The following is a 19,131-nucleotide window of genomic DNA, read 5'->3' as shown; positions in this document are numbered from 1 at the left end:
ACTTTTATTGCTGTGATATTACAATTTTAAAATTCTTGTAATTAGGATATAAAACCTTATCAATTTCCAAACACATATTGGTTTGACTTCTCTCCCCAGTTGGAGGACACATTCCGTTAGGTTCATTCCAGATGATGTACAACGTGTCATGCTTAATTTCCGCTTTCATTTCTTTAGCTTGTGCATAAAAATATCCTCCGCCAATGATGAAAATATATTGCGCCTTTTTGCTGTATGTACTGTCTAACTGTTTTACATAGGTTGGGTTGGTTAATAATGCACTATCTAGCTCTAAAAACTGTTTTGCATCATTAGTTGTAGAAATCCATTTGTTTTGGTTTTCATAATAAAAATTGCATTCATTAAAATTTATACCCTCCGTTTTTGCTACTCGTTGATGGCAAGCACTTAATAAAACTAATAATATCAAACAAAAAATTTTATTCATAATGTTATTATAAATCTTTGTAAAAATCATCTCTACCCAGAGTTTCGGCAAAATCTGCATGTGCATCATTGATAAAAGAAAAAGGCATTGTAGTTTCAATTGAAATTTGCAGGAAGTTTAAGTTATTTATTCATTATAGCGTCCTTTATGTAGCTATTCTTTTATTACGCTTAAGATTTTAGTCTCTTTATTTAACAGATAATCATTAAACTGGTCTGCATTTTCTTTTTTACCGCTAAAAATGTTCTGTCTATTAGTTAATGATAATTCATAGAAAGTAGGCTTAATCAGCCAATTACCTTGCAAATCAATTACCCCAAATTTTTTAGAGACATCTTGTGCAATAGCATACCCAAATTTTTCCTGCTGGCCTATCAAACTTGTTCTTCCATTATTCAATAAGGGTTTAACTGATGTCAGTTGATAAATTTTTTGTTCTGTTTCAGTAGTATCTAATACCATCAATTTGACTTTACTAATTTCGGCACTAAAAGATTGACCTAATAGAAGAGTTTTTTTCTTTGTATTTAATTCATCGCTAACTTTCTTCCACGAATAATTTTCAAGTACTTCTTTGTAATTTATTTTACCTTGATTTAATTGTTCTTTTACTTTTTCGAGTTTATCAATAAACATTTTTAACTCAATATCTAAATCTTCAGTATTTCCGTAATAAGTACCAATCGTACTCAAATATTTGCTGCTCTTATCTTGGGCTAAAATTTTTAACTTGTCTTTTAATAAACCGGGCACTTTTAAGGCTATCCCATTTTTTTTAAAAGTCCTCACTTCAATTTTACCTAGTGGCGTTACCAAAACCTGCTTCTCATTGGTAATGGCGTATTCTTTTTCTTTGTAAAAATTAGTTTCAACAGCATAAATAATTGCTTTAATCACCTTATATCCCTTTATGTAAAACTCATAATCGCTAATTGGTTGGGTTTGTTGTTTTACATTTAAATCTTTTGCGTTTGTAACTGTTCCATCAGCATAATAAATGGTTGTAGGTGTAATTTTTGGGGCTTTAATATGATTATCAAAATCTGTTGTAAACTCATATCCATTAGCCAATATATTTTCTACATCAAATTTAGGATACTCAATTACAATTTGGGTATTTGGGTATTGATAAGAAAATGTAATATGGTCTCTATCAAATACTTTTTGTGTAATGGTTTCATAATCATGATATTGATTATTAGCACCAATGGTTTCGGGCTCGAATTTCTCATGAATTAACATTGACTTGAAAATATTTATATTCTCTATCAGCTGGTCAATTGCATTTTGCTTGGTTTGGCCATCGGCAATGGTTTTCTCCTTTGTTTTCTCTTGGGCACAAGAGCTAAAAAAAAATAAAATGACTGCGGTGAATATTAATAAGTTTTTCATTTATACTAATTGATGATACAAGTAAATCATTTATTAAGAATTTACAAACTTCGATTACAATTCGCTGGGATTGAATTATTATTCGCTATTCCCTATAGGGATAGAAGTAGAAAAACAGAAATGGCTTCAGTACATCGCAACCATTTAAGTTATACCCGATAATTTGAGGAGAAACCTGAATTTTTTGAATGAACCTAAGTTAAATAAACCTGATAGGATGAATGCCGTTTAAATGTCAATTCAATTTACTTGTAACAAAAACGGCAGAAAGGATAGCAGGGCTGGATAAACCGATGAGCATTAACTTTGTTTTTCAAAAAAAACCATAACAAATCTACCAGAAACCACTTGGTTCTTCGGCTTTTGCTCCTAATAAAAAGCCAAATAAGAAGCGGTAAGGGCAAAATAAAGAAGAGCAGAAATAGTATCATTTGTTTTTAAATAAATCGAACATAAAACTCCAAGCCAATGCAAAAACAAGTGATAGAGGCAAAATGATAACCCATAAAAAGTCATTGTTGGGTTCGTAAGCATTTTTAAGCGCATTTACCAGCCACGAATGGGTAAAACTGATGAAAAGGTTTGGTGCTAAGAATAGAGAAATGACAAAATATAACAATATTGCTTTTGGGTACTTTTTATACAGTTTTTTAACGATGAAATAGCTGAATACCATCAAAACCATTAACTCAATCCCATTTCGTAAACACGACTGATTGTTATATCTGAAATTAATTTCTAAGAAATTTAAGCACATTATTAAAAATAAAATGGGCAAAGCTGTTACCGCTCCAAAATGTTTAATAAACCAAGGCTTAGTCATTTTTTAATAATTTAAAGGCTGTTAACCTATTTTTTCACAATCAATTTTGCCAATTTTTGTAGGTCATCAAAATTATCAACCTTAATTTCGCCTGGTTTACAATCGCTTAAAACCTGCAAGTTATTCTCGCTACTGTAATAGGTATAAATGGTTTTATCATTTTTAAAAAAATAGCGGTATTTTACTATTACTGCATGATTTTGTCCTCTTCCGCCATCGCAAGGCACAATTACATTGGCCAATGCACCTATAAAAACCATTTTTTCGCGGTTTGCGGGATTATCTATCAGCTTATTTTCTATCAGTATCTTATCATCAAAAGCATAGGCTTTTACTAAAAATTTTACCGCAGACGTATGACTGATGCTATCGGTGTTTTCTTCCCTATAAATAAAATTTTGGCTTACCCGCAAAGCCGGCATAGAAGAACCATAAGATGAAATTGCAGACAGTTTTTGCATTTTATCGATAGCTGGCAAGGGACCATCGGGCAATAAACAGTAATTTTCTATCCGATAACATTGATATTTATCAGCATAAGGACCGTCGGGTAACAAAACCAAACTTGCTTTATCATTTACCTTGCTTAAATCTACGTTATCAACTTCGTTTGCAGCTGCCCAACCATCAGTATAATATTTTCCGTCGTAAACAATAATTTTGTTATCAGCATTTAAAAATTTAGCCTCTATCGGCATAAAATTTGGGTCGGTACCATCGCTTAAACTAATTCCGTCTTTAAAATAAATCCATAAAGTATTACTGCCATCGCTAAAAATGGCTTCGTGAAAACTATTGAAATTGATGCTCATTTTATTAAAGCCAGTCTTTTTCTCTTTAATAAATTGGCTCGTAACGTCTCTAAAATTCAAATCGTAATTTATAAGGTAGAAATTGCGGTCATCTCGCAAAAAATTATCATCTACATCATCTTGGGCTGAAGTAAAAACTGTAGAAAGAGGATTTAATTTTGGTATGGGATTGTAGCTGTAAGCATTGTTTTTATAATCGATACTGATGTTTACCCCAGCTACCTGCTTGTTGCTTTTAATTAAATAATTGGCTCCCTTATCACGATTAATGCTGTACACAATTTTAAAATCTGTAGGTAATTTGGTTAACAACACATCATCAAAGCCTTGCTTAACAAAACTGTTGGGTATAATGTAGTGCCATTTGCGATTAAAACGTATCAATCGGCTATTTTTTACCTTAACGAGCGGACTAACTACGCATATTTTTTGAGCAACTATTGGCTTTTCATAAGGTAATTCTTTGGCCACCAAGTAATAAAATTGATTGTCTCTAACTATCAAGGCTTTTTCATCATCAAAAACCATTGTTAATGGTGATTTATGTTTTTTATGAGGTAACGTTGTTGTGATACGTAAGTAATATTATCTGGATCTTTTATGGTGACCTGCAAATAGTTTTTACCAGCTAAGCGCACCAACTTGCTCTCCTTTATAGTGTGGTAATGGTAACATTCGCTGGCTTTAAAAAATAGGTTGGCGAAAGACAAAATTAAGGTGAATATGAACGTTAGTTTTTTCATTTCTCTTTTTGGTATGATGATGCGGATTGTGTTAAAATTGCATAGCAGATATCGTGCAAAAATAGAACTATTAATTATCAAGCATATTCTTTATATTTCCATAACCCTTTACCAAGGCGGCAATTGATAATTTAACAATCCAAATTCTTTCACTAAAGTCCCGAAGCCCGCCGGTTCGCCATTTATGGTCTCGAAACCTTCATTTTTGCAATCGCGATTGCCCACTGGTCCAAACATGCCGTAATTGTAATAAGCCTTGTATTTTATACCCGATAGAATAAAATATCTTTTACCAATTTCTACGATAATACGGTCGTTGATGTTAAAATTTTTGAATGGAAATATTACACTATTTGAATATGTGTTGTTTTTAAAATCTACTTTTACTACTGTATCTTTTACCAATAGTTTATCTTGTTGCAGGTAAAAATGAATTTTATTAAGCTCTTTTTTACTAAAATCCAAAAACTTTATTTCAAATTTCCCGTCTACTGTTTTTATGGTGTCGCATACTTCTTTTTGATAACGAATAGCTTCTTTTTCTTTCGAATGTCTATTCCATTTCATCGAGCCCCAAACAAAAGCGACCAATAAAAGACCGATGCCAATTACAACAAAAATGAGAATAACAAAAACCTTGAAAATCTTTTTAAGTATAACCATTATGTTTTAATTTTATTGCAGAGCAAACCTTATCGGCATCCTATACAGGTAATTAACCGCTTTGCCTTTCAATTTTCCAGGGCTCCATTTGGGCATTCTTCTTAAAATTCTAATTACTTCTTGGTCGCAACCGTAACCCAGTTTCCTTTCTATTTCTATGTTTGCAACGCTGCCATCTTTGGTAATTACAAACTTTGCATAAACCGTTCCCGAGACCTCGTTTTCTTGCGCCTCGTCTGGATATTGAAGATTATTGCTTATGTATTTTCTCAAGGCAGTCATCCCACCAGGAAATTCGGGCATAATATCTACCTCGGTTGGATGACCTGTATTACCATAATCTGGTGCAGAAACAGGTGATGCCGTAACAGGCGCCGATGGTGCTTGTACCACAGGTACTAAATTAGATTTAAAGCTTAGCAAGCCACTTTTATTTTACGTGTAAATGCGATGATAAAAAGCATTCCAAGTATCTTGATAAAAAACAATCGAATTTTTATCGATTTTATAGGTTGAAGACACCAATGTATCGCCAAAATTTTTATGGTAAACTGCTTTAATTTCTTTGGCAACCATTTTTACTTTGCCCACACGATATACAAGGTAAAAAGTAGTATCTGTTACAGATTTTGAGAGTTTTTGGCTTTCGTACAAACCATAACCTACAGCACCAAGCTTAAAACTTTTAACTAGTTTTTTCGATTGGGCAAACGCAGTATGGCAAACGAGAATGAAACTTAACAGTAAAATGGGTTTTAGCTTGGTGTGCATGTTATGATTTAATTTTTCTTTTTTTAGAAATGAAAGTTCACTATTTTATCGGTTTGTGCAGCCCTGCCATGCGCTTTACTGCGTTGTTAACCGTAAGGGTTAACACTACGTGCTCGCTCCTGTCAGGTTTATAAACCATGGGTTTGGTGCTTTTTGCAACATCAAAACCCAGTAGCCTATTCTTCTACCTTAAAACCTCGTTCAATTTAGCATACAAATAAACCCATTATTAGGGAATTTGCCAAGTTCATTTACAATTCGCCGGACTTCGTTTACAATTCGTAGCGAAATGCCTCTTTTTAAATAAACCTGATAGCAGTGGAAATCTTTTTTGTTGCATCGGTTTGTTCGAATTTCAGTTACCGCAAACAAAAAAATTGGAACGAATAGCATGACTTTCGCAACCGATGAAATGCAGAACCTTGCTTTACTGGGATTTAATAAACCTGGCAACAGTGGCAGTCTGCCAAGCGGGGAATTGCTTTTACAAATTGAAAATTTTTAACATCCTTTTCTGTATATTATTCATCATTTCGGCAGGCTTGCAATATAATGATCCCGATCCTTACGTATAGGTACTGATATACATTTATGGTGCTTGGTTATGCTGGATGTATTATAAAAGCAGATTCTACCCGAAAGCTTACCTAATTGGAATATTTGCCTATGCAGTTTACGCGGCTTATTTGTTTTTTGACAAATCTGACGTTATCAATTGGTACACTGATCATCAGGCAGAAAATATTGCCATGAGTATGAAGGCAAATAACTATGGATAGAGGAAACTCGAGAATTTGGCGGGCTCTTAATTTTGATAATCGTACTGGGAATTGATTATGCTTTTTTATGATGAGAACTAACAAATCTCACCTTGATAGTTAGTAATCTAATTTGCTAATTATCTTTAACCTGTAATCCTATTAACGCCACATTTTCCACAGGCTGGCATCATCTTCATCAGCATTGTTTATAGCTTTCCAAAGTGCTTGAGAGATACGCTCTATTCCCTCTGATGCGATATGTTGTTCGTTTTTTGTAGTATTCGAATTATTAGCTTCAGCTGTTGCGAAAGATAGGTCGTGTGTTGGCGAATGCATTTCCATATTTATCGTTTTATACAATTTTAACGCAGAAGACTATAAAATGTTTTTGAAAACCTGAGTTAGGCGGATTATCTAACAGCTATTTTACACAATTAAATTCCAAATAATAGTTTTAGTTGGCTTACTCCAATTTGGTTTGATTTAGAAAATTGATTCGAAAACAAAGCCCAAAAACTTTTGTAGTATTCAATAATACCTATCAAAATAAAAACATGGAAAAAATAAAAACCTTAGGATTTGGTGCAAGTGGTAGCCTTATTGGCGGAAAAACGTTAGAATTAATGGAATTTGAACGCAACGAACCTAAACCCGACGAAATTTTAATCGACGTACTATATTGCGGTGTTTGCCACTCTGATTTACACCAGGTAAATAACGATTGGAAAAATACAATTTACCCTTGTGTTCCAGGTCACGAAATTATTGGAAAGGTAATTAGCACCGGATCTGCTGTGACCAAATTTAAGGCAGGGGATGTTGTTGGTGTTGGTTGTATGATCGATTCTTGCAAAACCTGTTCGGCATGTAGCGATGGTGAAGAACAATTTTGTGAGGGACCGCATGGACAAACCATGACTTACAATGGCTATTGGAAACCAGAACCTGATTTTAATACATTTGGTGGTTATGCAACAAACATAGTTGCGCAAGAAAAATTCGTGATGCGTATTCCCCAAAATTTAGAAATTTCTGCAGTAGCGCCAATTCTTTGTGCCGGAGTTACAACCTACTCTCCGCTAAAACATTTTGGCGTGAAAGCTGGGCATAAAGTTGGCATTATTGGTATAGGTGGTTTAGGCCATATCGCTGTGAAAATCGCTAAAGCCATGGGCGCCAGTGTTACCGCTATCACGTCTAAGGAAGAAAAAAGAGCAGCAGCATTAGAAATTGGTGCAGATGAAGTATTAATTTCTGAAGATAAAGAAGCGATGGAAGCAAATGCAGCCAAATTTGATTTTCTACTTTGTACCATCCCTTATGCTTTTGATGTAAACGACTATATACCATTGATTCGCAGAAGAGGTGCATTGGTTACCGTTGGATTATTGGGGCCATATAAAGCACCTACTAACAACATGGAAGTAGCCAAATTCTCCTCAACCATTGGTGGTTCATTAATAGGTGGAACGGCAGAAACGCAAGAAGTTTTGGATTTTTGTGCAGAACATCAGATTTTACCAGAGGTGCAATTCATTAACATTGATGAAATTAACACTGCTTTTGATAAAATTAAAGATGAAGAAGTAAGGTTTCGTTATGTAATCGACATGGCTTCATTAAAAGCAAAACAATAGTAATGATTAAATCAGCAATGCTTTTATGTAAGGGCGTTGCTGATTAACAAAACTGAAATCTCAAAATAGGTTTACCCTATTTATAACTTATTACCAGTGCTTTTTAGTGCCCAATAAATCAATACAGGCTGAAAGAACAATCTTAAAAATCGCCTATTATCGGTATTTAAGCCGAATGCACTTCTTTTATTTACAAACTGCGAAATATTACCTGGAAATACACACACGAATAAAGCCGCAGCCAATTGGCCTACTTCTTTTTTATATTTTTTTGGCGCAAGAATCAAACTCGTGCCCATTGCAATTTCTACAAAGCCCGATGAAACTACAGTATCATCTTTCTTTAGGGGAACCCAATCTGGAACTTGAGCCTGAAATGGTTTTCTCGCAAAAGTGAGGTGACCAATTCCTGCAAATATCAATCCAGCTCCCAGAAGTATCTTCGCAATATCTTTAACTTGTTCATCTTTCATATTAGGGACTTTACAAACGATTAAAAGAGCATAAACTGTTTATAATCTTTTTCGTTGAATAACAATTAAATAACAATAGCATTGCAGTATTGTTCACGAAAGTGATGTAATAACCTATCTTTGCCTGATGACCCTAGAAGAGATACAACAGTTGGAAGATTTTTTTACCAAGGCTGGAAAACAGCCAGTACCAATTTACCTTAATCAAGCGACGGAAATAACAGACTACGATGTTTTTCTTCAGAGTCATTTTCAACCCTTAAAGGCAAATCCAAATTCAAAGGTTAACCAACCACTTCTTTACAGACTTAAAGCGCTTAAGCTTATTGTTGAAGCCAACGCTTAAACTAATGATTACTTGCGATCGCTGTGGCCGAGGTCTTTATCTGGACTTACATGATCGCGTATTAATTGTTTAAGTTCCTTAATCTCAGGGAAACGTTTTTCGTCCTTTCTATCAAAAACCAAAGTATCATCAACCGAAATTAGAAATGAGCCACCTATTTCACTAGGTATTAAGGTCACGCCCCTTATTTCATCGGTAAATGTAGTAAGCAGTTCTTGTGCCATGTAAGTAGATCGTAACATCCAGCCGCATTTCGGGCAATATTCTATGGTGATGGTTGGTTTCATGTGTGTGGTAATCAAATTTCAGCTAAAATATTTTAAATCCTTAACCCTGCAGGTTTTAAGCAAAAACAATGTTAAAACCCCAATTGTTTACAAACAAAGGAAATTAAAACCATCATTATGAAAGCAATTAAAAATTTAGGATTTGCAATTCTTGCAATATGCAGCCTTAGCTATTGTACTAATTCTAGCAAAACTGCAGAACAAAAAGATAGTATTTCGCAAGATAGTTCGCTAGAGGTAATTCAAGATAAAGTAGAGGATACCGTGGATAAACAAGGCGACGATCCACAATTGGTTTACGATTTGGTAGAAAGTATGTATAGTGGCATTGCGGTAATGAAACAAGGGAGCGAAAAAGGAACCACGGCAGAAATTAAGGCATTAGCGAATAAATTAACGGCAGAACATACCAAGCTAACAGAAGAATTGCAGGCCCTAGCGACTAAAAAAGGTTGGAAACTTCCCATTGGAGAATCTGTGGATGATAAAGAGAAAAGAATGAAATTGGCAGAAAAAACAGGTTCTGATTACGATAAAGCTTGGTTAAGCGCACTGGAAGACAGACACAAAACCAACATTGGTAAATTAGAAGGTGCTAAGCCTACAGATCCAGATTTGAAAGTGGCCGGTGAAAAAGGCTTGCCTAAAATTAAGGAACTGCTCGCTGCAATTCAAGCGGTTAAAAAAAGCTATAAATAAACAAAAAACGATAAATGGTATCTTGAGCTGTATTAAGAATTAAAAAATTACTTGCTGAACACGATTAATCCACGAATAAGGTTTAATTTTGAAGTTTTCAGCACTAACATGTACAATCAAGATACCATTATCGCTTTATCTACCCCATCAGGATCTGGTGCAATAGGCGTTATACGTTTATCAGGACCTGAGGCTATTTCTCTAGCCAACTCGGTTTTTTCGGGAAAGAATTTAGAAGAACAGGATTCGCATACGCTGCATTTTGGTTTGCTAAAAGATGGAGAAAACATAGTTGATGAAGTGGTAGCTGGTTTATTTGTTGCCCCAAAATCTTACACCAAAGAGAACGTTGTAGAGATTTCATGTCATGGTTCTAACTATATCATCCAACAAATTATAAACTTATTAATTAGTAAAGGTGCTCGAGCGGCCAAACCGGGCGAATTCACTTTACGTGCTTTTTTAAATGGCGCTTTCGATTTAAGTCAGGCCGAAGCCGTGGCCGATTTAATTGCCTCTAACTCTAAAGCTTCGCATGATGTAGCCATGCAGCAAATGCGTGGTGGCTTTGCGACAGAATTAAAAGGTTTGCGTGAACAATTGATTCATTTTGCATCGATGATTGAGCTCGAACTCGATTTTGCAGAGGAGGATGTAGAATTTGCCAATCGCGATCAATTGAAAAATTTGGTTAATAAGATTAATCATGTTCTACGTCGATTAATTTCCTCTTTTGAGATGGGAAATGTGATTAAAAATGGTGTTCCGGTGGTAATAGCAGGTAAACCTAACGTTGGAAAATCGACTTTACTTAATGCTCTATTAAATGAGGAACGAGCCATCGTTTCTGATATTGCCGGCACTACACGCGACACTATTGAAGATGAATTGACCATCGGCGGCATTGTTTTCCGCTTCATTGATACAGCTGGTATTCGCGATACTGCCGACATTATCGAAGCTTTGGGTGTAGAACGTACCCTTGAGAAAATGAAGCAAGCTAAACTGATTATCTATATGGCCGATACTTCGCAAAGTTTAGCTGAAATTGAGGAACAGATTAGGGGCTTAAAACAACTTGAAATTCCTTATTTAATTTTGATAAATAAAGCGGATCTGGTTTTTGCCGAACAACGCAAGGCTTTAGAAAGTATAGATGTAGTTTATATTTCTGCTAAAGACAAATTGGGGATCGATGTATTGAAAACAACACTTCTTGAACAGGTTAACCTGCATCATATCAATACGAGTGAAACTTTAGTCACCAATATTCGCCATGTTGAGGCCTTGAAACAGACCGAGAATGCGTTACAAAGGGTATTGGATAATGCTGATAATCCAGTTACTTCTGATTTTTTAGCAATGGATATTAAGCAGGCACTACATTATCTTGGTGAGATTACGGGTACGGTTACTACTGATGATCTGTTAGAAAATATTTTTACGAAGTTTTGTATCGGAAAATAGTTAAATAGGTTTCACAATACGTTAGTTAAACTTTTCAAACCAGAGATTACTTGTATTATAACTCAATCCCTACTACAATAGGCCAAACGGTGCAATCTCTTTTTTAATATACCACCATTGGTGGCTGCCCTACCATGCAACCAATTACGATCATTGATCAGGTAACCTTCGCCCTTTGTAAAAAGGATGCGCTGCTGGTGAGTTTCCATCAGTGTTAAAAGTTCCTCATTCCAGGGATGCTTTTCATTATATAATAGGTTAACCAATTCATCATATCGATCTTTTTTGGTTACTACGGTTAATATTTCTGTTATCTTTTCGCTAATGCTAAGGGGCATACTTTCCAATTGAGGAAGTATTTGCACTAGGAAAAAGTTTAGGGGCAAAAAAGTAGAGTGACCAGAACCATCTATTTTAACTTTTTCAAAAATATTAAGCAAGATGTCGGTTACAAAAAGATCGCTGTGCAAGGGCAATTCACTTATTTTCTTACCCGAAACGAGGGGAATGTAAAGTGCTGCAAATTTGTCTTTATGCTTGGCTACAATAATTTCCTTCAGCGTGGCAAAAATAAATTGCAATAGATTTCCACTAATTTTTCTGTTGATTAATCCAGTAAAAAAAATGAGTTCTTGATTGGGATTGAACCTACAGAGTTCTGCTGCATAAAGCTTCAATTGATTTAGCAAATCCTTATCGAAATTTTTGAGGTTTACCGAATAATTGCCCGCTTTATAGGCCCTGATTTTTACAGAAGTAACTTTGCCGTTGATTAGTTGCTGTTGCCGTAAAGCCTTGTTTAGACTCAAAAATTCTTTGCTCCATGTTAGCCAGGTAGCTTGGTTTACCTTTGGATCATTCTGGTGAATGGCCGGAATTTTTGTTTCTTCGAATAATGACATGAATTAACCTCCACCTCTACCAGTTCTTCCAACGTTTTTATATACCTTTTTTGCAACCGGCTTTTCGGCAGCAACTTTCTTTTTAACAACGGTAGTATTTTTGGTGGCAGTAGTAGTCTTTTTCTCTTTTTGTGGTGTTACAGTTTGTGCGTTGATCTCAGTAGTTAAGCTAACGCAAGCTATTGCCGTAATAATGGCTATTTTTTTCATAGGGATTTGCAGTGATGTTTCACGGTAATTTTGGCAAATAAATGCTAATACCAATAGAAAGTTAAATTTTGATGAGCACAAGTATTACCCAGACGCTCTGCCCGTTCTGCCAACCATTCTAGAAATCTTCTTTTTAACAGGTTTTTTAGGGGTACTTTTTTTAGCAGCAACTTTCTTTTTAACAACAGTAGTCTTTTTGGCGGCAGTAGCTGTCTTGTTCTCTTGTTGAGGCGTTACAGTTTGCGCAGTTGCATCACCTGCAAGGGTTGCGCAGGCAATCGCCGTAATGAGGGTTATTTTTTTCATTGTTGGGATGATTAATACTGAAATCCCGATGACAGTATTTTTGGATTTTCAGCATCACAATTTAAAATAAATACTTGAAAAAAGAAATGCAGAAAATCATTTAATCATGTAATGGATCGATCAAGCGACTATCAATCATTTTGAGTGTGTTGGCACAAGTCCTTAATTGTTTCAACTTTAGGCTGTCAGCTCTCTAAGTAAACTAGACAAATGCTCTTATTAAAAATAAAGGGATCTTGTATTGCAAGATCCCATTCTAATTTGCACCACAATCCCATAATATCATTTTCTAGTCAACCTATTTATATTCAACCCCATTATATTTTAGCTTTATAGAGCGGTATTTTGTAGTCTTCTTTTCAATGCAATCATCATCTTTAGCAACCCTTTTTGTGGTAACTATTGTTTCTTTAAAGATTAAATTATTTAAGCCATTGGTTTTAGTGCCATCGATATCGATAACCGCATTTGTTTCCTCAAATTCGCCAGCACATTTGGTATCCCATTCTCCTCCAGATGTAGCCATTGGATATTCTTTCAGAACCTTTTTAAGCGATTTATCTTTGCGAATAAACAGCGACAAATCGGTTCGCCGGTAAGGATTTGGTTGACTACCGTTTGCATAGCTGACCCTGATGCCAAAAGCACGGGTTTCGCTGTTTAGGGTATAAATCCCTGTATCGATAATAATGCCAAGTATCGCTATTGCGTCTGATGTCCAAGCGTTTGTTTCATGATATTTGTGTAGTATTTTGCCTGTAATATTATTAGCAATAACAACAAAGGCATCTAATTCGAGGTACACTCCCCCGTACTGGTCTGTTTCGTTTTTTCTGTATTTCGGAATCACCATCACCGAATTGGTTTTCGCATTTGGCAAAACCTTTTCTACGTACAAGTCTTGGCTAATGTCGGTTTTTTTTAACTTCAATTGTGCCAATACTTTCGCTAACAGAAAATCGTTTTGCGTTTCTGCTTCTTGCGATGATGCGGCTCCGCAGATAAACAGGAATGAAAGTGCTAGAATTAGTTTATTCATAAAAGGAGTTTCAATTTATATTGCATGTATATTTATTTGGGCGTGCCCCTTTGTATTTTTCTCCATCAACACAAACCTCGGCTAAAATCCAAGCGGGTCGGGCTATTTTGGGGTACGCTTCGCTTCCGTACCCAACCTTGCAGGATTGGGTACCAGCTCGTTCCTCGCCGCCCTGCCTATCCCTCACGCCAACCCACCGTAAATAGCAATGCGCAAAACCCTAATGGTTTAAAATTAATTTTTGGTGGCTTGTTTTAATTAAGCAATTACAATTCGTTGGCAATGAATTACAATTCGTTAAAAATATCAGAAAATTTGAAAATGCTATACATTAAATTTCTTCGAAAATTACACTTGGGTTTATGATTTTTATTTTCTTTTTTAAAAAATCTGCTTCTTGCGGATATATGGAAGAATATGTTGTTTGTGTTTTGTAGACATCATTCTCATAAAACCTGATGTGACATTTGCGCCCAAATCTGCCTAAGTTTACGTTTTTGATAATTATTTTGCTAATAGATTGGAGAGGAAAAAAAACCTTTCTAAAATTCTTAAAGACAAATAGCCCTTTTTGTGAAATTAGATATTGGGGAAGTGTTGTAAAAAGTCTATCAACAGAATTTGTATAATCCTCATATAATAAACTAAAGTCTTTATTTAAAACTTTTAATTCGCCTAAAACACCAAATCTTTTGTAAACTATTAAAAAAAGTGGCAAAATGACCAATGATAAAATAAGCTGAATGTAGCTTATCGTAGGCAAAATATACGAAATAAAGTTTTCTTTTAAATTTCTTTGCCGATAAACTTCATTAAAAAAATAGATAAATAGACCAACGATTGAAAAATTTACAGTTAAAAGGAAAATAACATTCATTATCCTCAATTTTTGCAGCTTTGCTATTTCTTTCTTTATGAAATATTCCATTAATACATTCTTGCCGTTGCTATTATATTGGTTTGAGTTGTGGTTTCACTTTGGCGAAAAACGCTTCGTAATCATTTTTCATTTCTGGTCTGGTTATGCTTGGGAAACCGCAATACTCAAAACATATCCTTAAATAGTTTATAAAGGTTGTATTATTCCGTTCATTCATGAAATTACCATCAATACTTGGTTCTTTAGTAATTTGTATGGCATAAGCTTGCCCACCACTGGTATTGTCCTTATGTAAATCATCCGCAGCTAAATCTAAAAATGCTTCTCCAAAATTTTCATCATCAACATATTGCTGAATGTCTTCTGGCCACCATTCTTCTGTAACTATTTCAACAACATTATCTTAACTAGCAACTTGTATAGGGTCGGCCATATCCCACATAAAATCTTCATTTGTTTCGTAATCCCAAACAAAATTTACACCACCTACAATTCTGTAAAAAAATTTCATCGACAGTGGTACGTAGCCAAATGGTTTTACTGCATGATCAAGTTTCTCCAGTAAAATAGCTGTATCAGGAAGTGGTTTATGTAACGGTTTATCGAAATTATATATTGGTTCTGGTTTAAATAGATAGCCAAATACTTTAAGTTCCTTGTAGATGATATCAAGGTTGTAAGCAACTCTTTTGAACGTTTCTGTCAGCACTTTTTCAATTTCAGGTAAATTTTCTGGCAAAAAGGCATCTTGCTTCAAGGCATAAATCTCTTGATAAACCTCTTCTGTGTTTCCGTTAATATATCTTTCGTAAAATGTCATAATTTTTCCTTAAAAAAATATTGATGATGATTTGAAAACTTATTGTACGCTAACCTACTAAACAATAATTTGATGATCATTTGTAGATTAATAGTTTGGTTTTATCTAATTTGCAATAATAACCAGCTTTCCATATCTCAAAATAAGGCTTCAAAAAATCTTGTTTTGGCTTATTTTTAAAAGCTGGATATTGCAGGTAATATGATAAATAATAATCGCTATTGATTGAATAATATGCTTCACTTAATATACTAATAAATCCATTCTCAGCCTCATTTTCCAATCCCCAATCTGATACTGCATCATACAAATACGCATTTAAATAATCATCTTCCAATGCTTCTTCGGCAGCCAAAATAACTACCTCATTAACTTTGTTCAACATTTCTTGCAGCTCATCATCCTCCATAAATTTCGCAAAAAACAAAAGATTTTGGATATGTTGTTTACCTAAATTCTCCAGTTCAGCATTATCAGCTGATGGATTTGGGCAAAAATAGCCTGGTGAAACGCCCTCACTATATTGTTGCATTGTTTTTTCATTCGTTGCCTGATAGATAGGTAAAATTCTGGCAAATAAATCTTGTCCATTTTTTAAGGGCTCGAAAATTTTTTCTGCATTTGCGCCATTAGGCATAAAACACTGAAAATAGGCGAAAAACTCATCAGATAGGTTATCATTTTCTAAATCAACATCAATGCCCTCTACCAGAGATGCCAAATGTGTTGCATATTGTTTTTGATCCATGGTTTTACGAATTTGAATAATTCATGATTTCAATAAAAATACATGTTGCAATCAAATTCAACCAAATCCATTTACAATTCGCGGGCATTGAATTACAATTCGCATAGAAAACACGCTAGAATTGTTTTTTCTAGTCAATGAATTTTAACTGTTCTAAGCCCCGTAGGAGATAAAAAAATATTTCTTGGTGAATAAGAGTTATTGAAATATGGAAGCTGGAAATTTGTTATTGTTTGGCATTAGTTAAAGCAGGAATGCTTAAAACTAGTAGAAATAAAAAACCTCTAAATACTAGATTTAGAGGTTTTAAACTTGGATTTTCATCCATTTTTGTGTCGGGATGGCAGGATTCGAACCTACGACCTCCTGCTCCCAAAGCAGGCGCGATACCGGGCTACGCTACATCCCGAACTTTAGGTATCACCTTTTTTTAAACCCTTTTTTAAAAGTGGATTTGAACTTTTTGTCGGGATGGCAGGATTCGAACCTACGACCTCCTGCTCCCAAAGCAGGCGCGATACCGGGCTACGCTACATCCCGAACTTGGTATCTTCTTTATCCCTGTTTCCAAGGGTTGGCAAAGTAACGGTTTTAAAATGATAATTCCATTTATTTTGCCAATTTAATTTTGTGCGGAGAGGGCGGGATTCGAACCCGCGGTACCGTTACCAGTACGACAGTTTAGCAAACTGTTCCTTTCGGCCACTCAGGCACCTCTCCATTTTCCTCAATTTTTTGTCCTACCGACCTTGTTTTGAGGTCTGCAAATATAGTAAAACAACCTATTCTACAAAAAAAAATTACAAAACTTGTTGATAATCTATTCGAACATGGTAGATACTCATCAGCATCGTCTTGAATATCAATTTGATAGTTTCAATATCTTTTAATGTTAAATCGCAATCATCTAGCTGATTTTGCTCCAATTTGTAGTTAATGATGCGCTCGACTATGTCGTTTATGTTCTGAGCATCGGGATTTTTCAGACTTCTTGACGCGGCTTCGACGGAATCTGCTAACATTAAAACACCTTGTTCCTTACTAAAAGGTATTGGCCCTGGGTACCGAAAAATATTTTCATCGACAAATTTCTCAGGTGTATTTTTTAGGAATGACTGATAAAAATAATCAACCCGCGTATTTCCATGGTGTGTTCTAATAAAATCAATAATGGCTTCTGGTATTTGATTCTTTCTTAAAATCTCGATTCCCTTATGCACATGTTGAATAATAATTTGAGCACTTTGTTCGTAAGGTAATTTATCATGCGGACTAACAGCCGTATTTTGATTCTCGATAAAATATTGGGGATTATCAACCTTACCTATATCGTGGTATAAAGCTCCAGCCCTAACGAGCACGGAATTGCCCCCAATTTTGAATATAGCAGCCTCCGCAAGGTTTGCAACCTGTAATGAATGCTGAAAGGTACCTGGTGCTTTAAAAGCGAGCTCACGCAAGAGTTTATTATTGGTATTGGTCAACTCAATTAAAGCAACATCAGAAGTAATTCCGAAAATACGTTCGAATAAGTATATTAATGGATAAGCTAAAAGAGAAAGTAATACGCTAAAGATGAATGGCACGAAATTAATCCATTCAATTTCGCGAAATGATCCCTCTCTTAAAAGTGCTATACCGACAAAAGATACGAAGTAAGCTACTAAAATAAATAGCGCAGAAACTAGAAATCTTTCTCGTTTTACAAAGTTCTTGATGCTAAATATGGCTACCATCCCTGCTGTAACCTGATAAAACACAAACTCAAAACTATTAGCGACAAAGAAACCAGCAATTAATATCACAAGCATGTGTAAATACAGCGCCAAACGTGTGTCAAATAAAATCCGAATAATAATTGGGACGACACAGAAGGGGATGTAATACAAACTTGGTATTTCCATTTTTATAGCCCAAGTAAGCGCCAACAACATGCCAGTGGTTACAATTAAGATTAAAGAAAGCTGGCGATTATCTACAAAAATATCTTTCCGGAATAGAAAAAGGAACGACATTAAAATAGCTACGATAAAACCTACCAATATTACCTGACCAAGATAAACTAGAGCCTGACTGCCTATTGTTTTGGTTTGAGCATCGTAAGTAGCTTTATAAGATTCTAGCTTTTGATAGATTTCCTCGTCGATAACATCGTTTTTTGAAACGATAAGTTCGCCTTTTTGAACCATCCCCTTTGTAGTGGAGATATTGTTTACCGTATTTTCCTGAATGGTTTGTGTTAACCGTTCATCAAAAACTATGTTCGGTGTAATGTGATCTAAAGCTAAATTGGTGATTAAATCTGCCATCACTTGATTAGGCGCTTTAAAAACTTCCTTAAAATGATTTAATGCGGTTTCTGCGGTAAAAACATCTTGGGTGTTTGCTTCTTTAGCGATGTTATTTTGCATCAAAGAAAAATCGTAATGTTTAGCCCCACCCAAGTGCTTAACGTTTAAGCCAATAATCCCTTTTAAATAAATGGCTTGTAGAATTTTATATGCCTCAGATTTATAGGTTATTTTATCTTTCTCAGTAAGCAGGGTCGACTTCCACTTTATATCAAACTCATTAGAAAACTCCTCTAAGGAATTACCCATAATCTCCTTATCAAATTGGTAAACAGGAAGAATATCTCTTAATGCATTTTTTTTATCGTTACTAACCTGCGGATTCGTTTTTAAAATTGCAAAGCTAAATGGAGAGATGAGATCTTTATTTTTCCATACAGCATTTTTCTCAAACTCATACCTAAACCTCGGCTGTTTTGGAAGAAAAAGCGTAATAATGAAAACCGTAAAAATCATCATTACATATTTCAGGTTTGATGAATACTTGCGGTAAAGGATTTTGTGTGAATTTCTCTTGATTTTAGCCAAAACGATGGAATTATTGTGCGTTCAA

At 35.0% G+C, this 19,131-nt stretch carries 22 protein-coding genes and 3 tRNA genes; 4 read left to right on the top strand and 21 right to left on the bottom strand.

The genetic code is table 11. The features are described 5' to 3' along the window. Positions 1-4: 4 nt before the first annotated feature. From EZ449_RS03560 to EZ449_RS03525, 8 genes are all read right to left on the bottom strand, one after another. Positions 5-448: a hypothetical protein gene (locus tag EZ449_RS03560; protein ID WP_131556587.1), complete on the bottom strand. Its 444-nt coding sequence runs from the start codon at positions 446-448 to the stop codon at positions 5-7. A 153-nt stretch (positions 449-601) separates the two neighbouring features. Further along, on the bottom strand, positions 602-1,840 hold the full coding sequence (locus tag EZ449_RS03555; RefSeq protein WP_131556586.1) for a hypothetical protein: 1,239 nt from the start codon (positions 1,838-1,840) through the stop codon (positions 602-604). Between the two features lie 849 nt (positions 1,841-2,689). Further along, a complete protein-coding gene (locus tag EZ449_RS03550; RefSeq protein WP_131556585.1) occupies positions 2,690-4,003 on the bottom strand; it encodes a hypothetical protein in 1,314 nt (437 codons plus the stop codon). Positions 4,004-4,005: 2 nt separating this feature from the next. Continuing rightward, positions 4,006-4,218 (bottom strand): hypothetical protein, encoded by a 213-nt coding sequence (locus EZ449_RS03545; RefSeq protein ID WP_131556584.1) that lies wholly within the window; start codon positions 4,216-4,218, stop codon positions 4,006-4,008. Between the two features lie 108 nt (positions 4,219-4,326). Next, positions 4,327-4,881 carry a hypothetical protein gene (locus EZ449_RS03540; RefSeq protein WP_131556583.1) on the bottom strand — a complete coding sequence of 185 codons (555 nt, stop codon included), beginning with the start codon at positions 4,879-4,881 and terminating at the stop codon, positions 4,327-4,329. A gap of 12 nt (positions 4,882-4,893) precedes the next feature. After that, positions 4,894-5,304, bottom strand: a complete 411-nt coding sequence (locus EZ449_RS03535) for an energy transducer TonB (RefSeq protein ID WP_131556582.1) — start codon at positions 5,302-5,304, stop codon at positions 4,894-4,896. A gap of 12 nt (positions 5,305-5,316) precedes the next feature. Continuing rightward, positions 5,317-5,652, bottom strand: coding sequence for a hypothetical protein (locus tag EZ449_RS03530; RefSeq protein ID WP_131556581.1), 336 nt, complete (start codon positions 5,650-5,652; stop codon positions 5,317-5,319). 920 nt (positions 5,653-6,572) lie between these two features. Beyond that, entirely contained in the window at positions 6,573-6,755 is a 183-nt protein-coding gene (locus tag EZ449_RS03525; protein WP_131556580.1) for a hypothetical protein, read from the bottom strand. A gap of 212 nt (positions 6,756-6,967) precedes the next feature. Between EZ449_RS03525 and EZ449_RS03520 the strand changes: the two genes are divergently transcribed. After that, a complete protein-coding gene (locus EZ449_RS03520; protein WP_131556579.1) occupies positions 6,968-8,050 on the top strand; it encodes an NAD(P)-dependent alcohol dehydrogenase in 1,083 nt (360 codons plus the stop codon). Between the two features lie 80 nt (positions 8,051-8,130). Here EZ449_RS03520 and EZ449_RS03515 read toward each other — a convergent pair whose 3' ends face one another. Continuing rightward, complete coding sequence (locus EZ449_RS03515) at positions 8,131-8,523, bottom strand: DoxX family protein (RefSeq protein ID WP_131556578.1); 393 nt, start codon at positions 8,521-8,523, stop codon at positions 8,131-8,133. A gap of 127 nt (positions 8,524-8,650) precedes the next feature. On the opposite strand from EZ449_RS03515, the gene EZ449_RS03510 reads away from it, so the two are divergent. Then, complete coding sequence (locus EZ449_RS03510) at positions 8,651-8,869, top strand: DUF6965 family protein (protein ID WP_131556577.1); 219 nt, start codon at positions 8,651-8,653, stop codon at positions 8,867-8,869. 8 nt (positions 8,870-8,877) lie between these two features. On the opposite strand, the gene EZ449_RS03505 is transcribed toward EZ449_RS03510, so the two are convergent. Beyond that, on the bottom strand, positions 8,878-9,156 hold the full coding sequence (locus EZ449_RS03505) for a SelT/SelW/SelH family protein (protein WP_131556576.1): 279 nt from the start codon (positions 9,154-9,156) through the stop codon (positions 8,878-8,880). Between the two features lie 117 nt (positions 9,157-9,273). On the opposite strand from EZ449_RS03505, the gene EZ449_RS03500 reads away from it, so the two are divergent. Next, positions 9,274-9,855 carry a DUF4142 domain-containing protein gene (locus EZ449_RS03500; protein ID WP_131556575.1) on the top strand — a complete coding sequence of 194 codons (582 nt, stop codon included), beginning with the start codon at positions 9,274-9,276 and terminating at the stop codon, positions 9,853-9,855. A gap of 108 nt (positions 9,856-9,963) precedes the next feature. Further along, on the top strand, positions 9,964-11,322 hold the full coding sequence (gene mnmE, locus EZ449_RS03495) for a tRNA uridine-5-carboxymethylaminomethyl(34) synthesis GTPase MnmE (RefSeq protein WP_131556574.1): 1,359 nt from the start codon (positions 9,964-9,966) through the stop codon (positions 11,320-11,322). Positions 11,323-11,384: 62 nt separating this feature from the next. Here the strand turns inward: mnmE and EZ449_RS03490 are convergent, their stop codons facing one another. The 11 genes from EZ449_RS03490 to EZ449_RS03440 all read right to left on the bottom strand — a co-directional run bounded on the left by EZ449_RS03490 (position 11,385) and on the right by EZ449_RS03440 (position 19,106). Continuing rightward, positions 11,385-12,224: a hypothetical protein gene (locus EZ449_RS03490; protein WP_131556573.1), complete on the bottom strand. Its 840-nt coding sequence runs from the start codon at positions 12,222-12,224 to the stop codon at positions 11,385-11,387. 3 nt (positions 12,225-12,227) lie between these two features. Then, on the bottom strand, positions 12,228-12,434 hold the full coding sequence (locus tag EZ449_RS03485; protein WP_131556572.1) for a hypothetical protein: 207 nt from the start codon (positions 12,432-12,434) through the stop codon (positions 12,228-12,230). A gap of 84 nt (positions 12,435-12,518) precedes the next feature. Continuing rightward, the gene (locus EZ449_RS03480; RefSeq protein WP_131556571.1) at positions 12,519-12,740 is read right to left on the bottom strand and encodes a hypothetical protein; all 222 of its coding nucleotides are present in this window, start codon (positions 12,738-12,740) and stop codon (positions 12,519-12,521) included. Between the two features lie 298 nt (positions 12,741-13,038). After that, on the bottom strand, positions 13,039-13,779 hold the full coding sequence (locus EZ449_RS03475) for a PA3715 family protein (protein ID WP_205942935.1): 741 nt from the start codon (positions 13,777-13,779) through the stop codon (positions 13,039-13,041). A 331-nt stretch (positions 13,780-14,110) separates the two neighbouring features. After that, positions 14,111-14,707, bottom strand: coding sequence for a hypothetical protein (locus tag EZ449_RS03470; RefSeq protein ID WP_131556570.1), 597 nt, complete (start codon positions 14,705-14,707; stop codon positions 14,111-14,113). A 355-nt stretch (positions 14,708-15,062) separates the two neighbouring features. Beyond that, complete coding sequence (locus EZ449_RS22785; RefSeq protein WP_205942934.1) at positions 15,063-15,479, bottom strand: hypothetical protein; 417 nt, start codon at positions 15,477-15,479, stop codon at positions 15,063-15,065. 76 nt (positions 15,480-15,555) lie between these two features. Continuing rightward, entirely contained in the window at positions 15,556-16,227 is a 672-nt protein-coding gene (locus tag EZ449_RS03460; protein ID WP_131556569.1) for a hypothetical protein, read from the bottom strand. Positions 16,228-16,562: 335 nt separating this feature from the next. Next, positions 16,563-16,636 (bottom strand) — tRNA-Pro (locus EZ449_RS03455). Positions 16,637-16,693: 57 nt separating this feature from the next. Further along, positions 16,694-16,767 (bottom strand) — tRNA-Pro (locus tag EZ449_RS03450). A 93-nt stretch (positions 16,768-16,860) separates the two neighbouring features. Then, positions 16,861-16,947: transfer RNA gene (locus EZ449_RS03445), tRNA-Ser, on the bottom strand. 80 nt (positions 16,948-17,027) lie between these two features. Continuing rightward, entirely contained in the window at positions 17,028-19,106 is a 2,079-nt protein-coding gene (locus tag EZ449_RS03440) for an HD family phosphohydrolase (RefSeq protein ID WP_394347117.1), read from the bottom strand. Positions 19,107-19,131: the final 25 nt, after the last annotated feature.

It is taken from the genome of Pedobacter frigidisoli, assembly GCF_004331675.1.
Taxonomy (GTDB): domain Bacteria; phylum Bacteroidota; class Bacteroidia; order Sphingobacteriales; family Sphingobacteriaceae; genus Pedobacter; species Pedobacter frigidisoli.
The sequence above is the reverse complement of the archived record's forward strand: the minus strand, read 5'-3'. Positions and strand labels throughout refer to the sequence as shown.

What these genes read in the sequence shown, in the direction of transcription:
- mnmE (WP_131556574.1), top strand. Translation starts at nt 9,964, where the DNA reads ATGTACAATCAAGATACCATTATCGCTTTATCTACCCCATCAGGATCT.
- EZ449_RS03545 (WP_131556584.1), bottom strand. Translation starts at nt 4,218, where the DNA reads ATGAAAAAACTAACGTTCATATTCACCTTAATTTTGTCTTTCGCCAAC.
- EZ449_RS03550 (WP_131556585.1), bottom strand. Translation starts at nt 4,003, where the DNA reads ATGGTTTTTGATGATGAAAAAGCCTTGATAGTTAGAGACAATCAATTT.
- EZ449_RS03555 (WP_131556586.1), bottom strand. Translation starts at nt 1,840, where the DNA reads ATGAAAAACTTATTAATATTCACCGCAGTCATTTTATTTTTTTTTAGC.
- EZ449_RS03530 (WP_131556581.1), bottom strand. Translation starts at nt 5,652, where the DNA reads ATGCACACCAAGCTAAAACCCATTTTACTGTTAAGTTTCATTCTCGTT.
- EZ449_RS03505 (WP_131556576.1), bottom strand. Translation starts at nt 9,156, where the DNA reads ATGAAACCAACCATCACCATAGAATATTGCCCGAAATGCGGCTGGATG.
- EZ449_RS03510 (WP_131556577.1), top strand. Translation starts at nt 8,651, where the DNA reads ATGACCCTAGAAGAGATACAACAGTTGGAAGATTTTTTTACCAAGGCT.
- EZ449_RS03520 (WP_131556579.1), top strand. Translation starts at nt 6,968, where the DNA reads ATGGAAAAAATAAAAACCTTAGGATTTGGTGCAAGTGGTAGCCTTATT.
- EZ449_RS03540 (WP_131556583.1), bottom strand. Translation starts at nt 4,881, where the DNA reads ATGGTTATACTTAAAAAGATTTTCAAGGTTTTTGTTATTCTCATTTTT.
- EZ449_RS03480 (WP_131556571.1), bottom strand. Translation starts at nt 12,740, where the DNA reads ATGAAAAAAATAACCCTCATTACGGCGATTGCCTGCGCAACCCTTGCA.
- EZ449_RS03485 (WP_131556572.1), bottom strand. Translation starts at nt 12,434, where the DNA reads ATGAAAAAAATAGCCATTATTACGGCAATAGCTTGCGTTAGCTTAACT.
- EZ449_RS03515 (WP_131556578.1), bottom strand. Translation starts at nt 8,523, where the DNA reads ATGAAAGATGAACAAGTTAAAGATATTGCGAAGATACTTCTGGGAGCT.
- EZ449_RS03490 (WP_131556573.1), bottom strand. Translation starts at nt 12,224, where the DNA reads ATGTCATTATTCGAAGAAACAAAAATTCCGGCCATTCACCAGAATGAT.
- EZ449_RS03560 (WP_131556587.1), bottom strand. Translation starts at nt 448, where the DNA reads ATGAATAAAATTTTTTGTTTGATATTATTAGTTTTATTAAGTGCTTGC.
- EZ449_RS03460 (WP_131556569.1), bottom strand. Translation starts at nt 16,227, where the DNA reads ATGGATCAAAAACAATATGCAACACATTTGGCATCTCTGGTAGAGGGC.
- EZ449_RS03470 (WP_131556570.1), bottom strand. Translation starts at nt 14,707, where the DNA reads ATGGAATATTTCATAAAGAAAGAAATAGCAAAGCTGCAAAAATTGAGG.
- EZ449_RS03475 (WP_205942935.1), bottom strand. Translation starts at nt 13,779, where the DNA reads ATGAATAAACTAATTCTAGCACTTTCATTCCTGTTTATCTGCGGAGCC.
- EZ449_RS03525 (WP_131556580.1), bottom strand. Translation starts at nt 6,755, where the DNA reads ATGGAAATGCATTCGCCAACACACGACCTATCTTTCGCAACAGCTGAA.
- EZ449_RS22785 (WP_205942934.1), bottom strand. Translation starts at nt 15,479, where the DNA reads ATGACATTTTACGAAAGATATATTAACGGAAACACAGAAGAGGTTTAT.
- EZ449_RS03500 (WP_131556575.1), top strand. Translation starts at nt 9,274, where the DNA reads ATGAAAGCAATTAAAAATTTAGGATTTGCAATTCTTGCAATATGCAGC.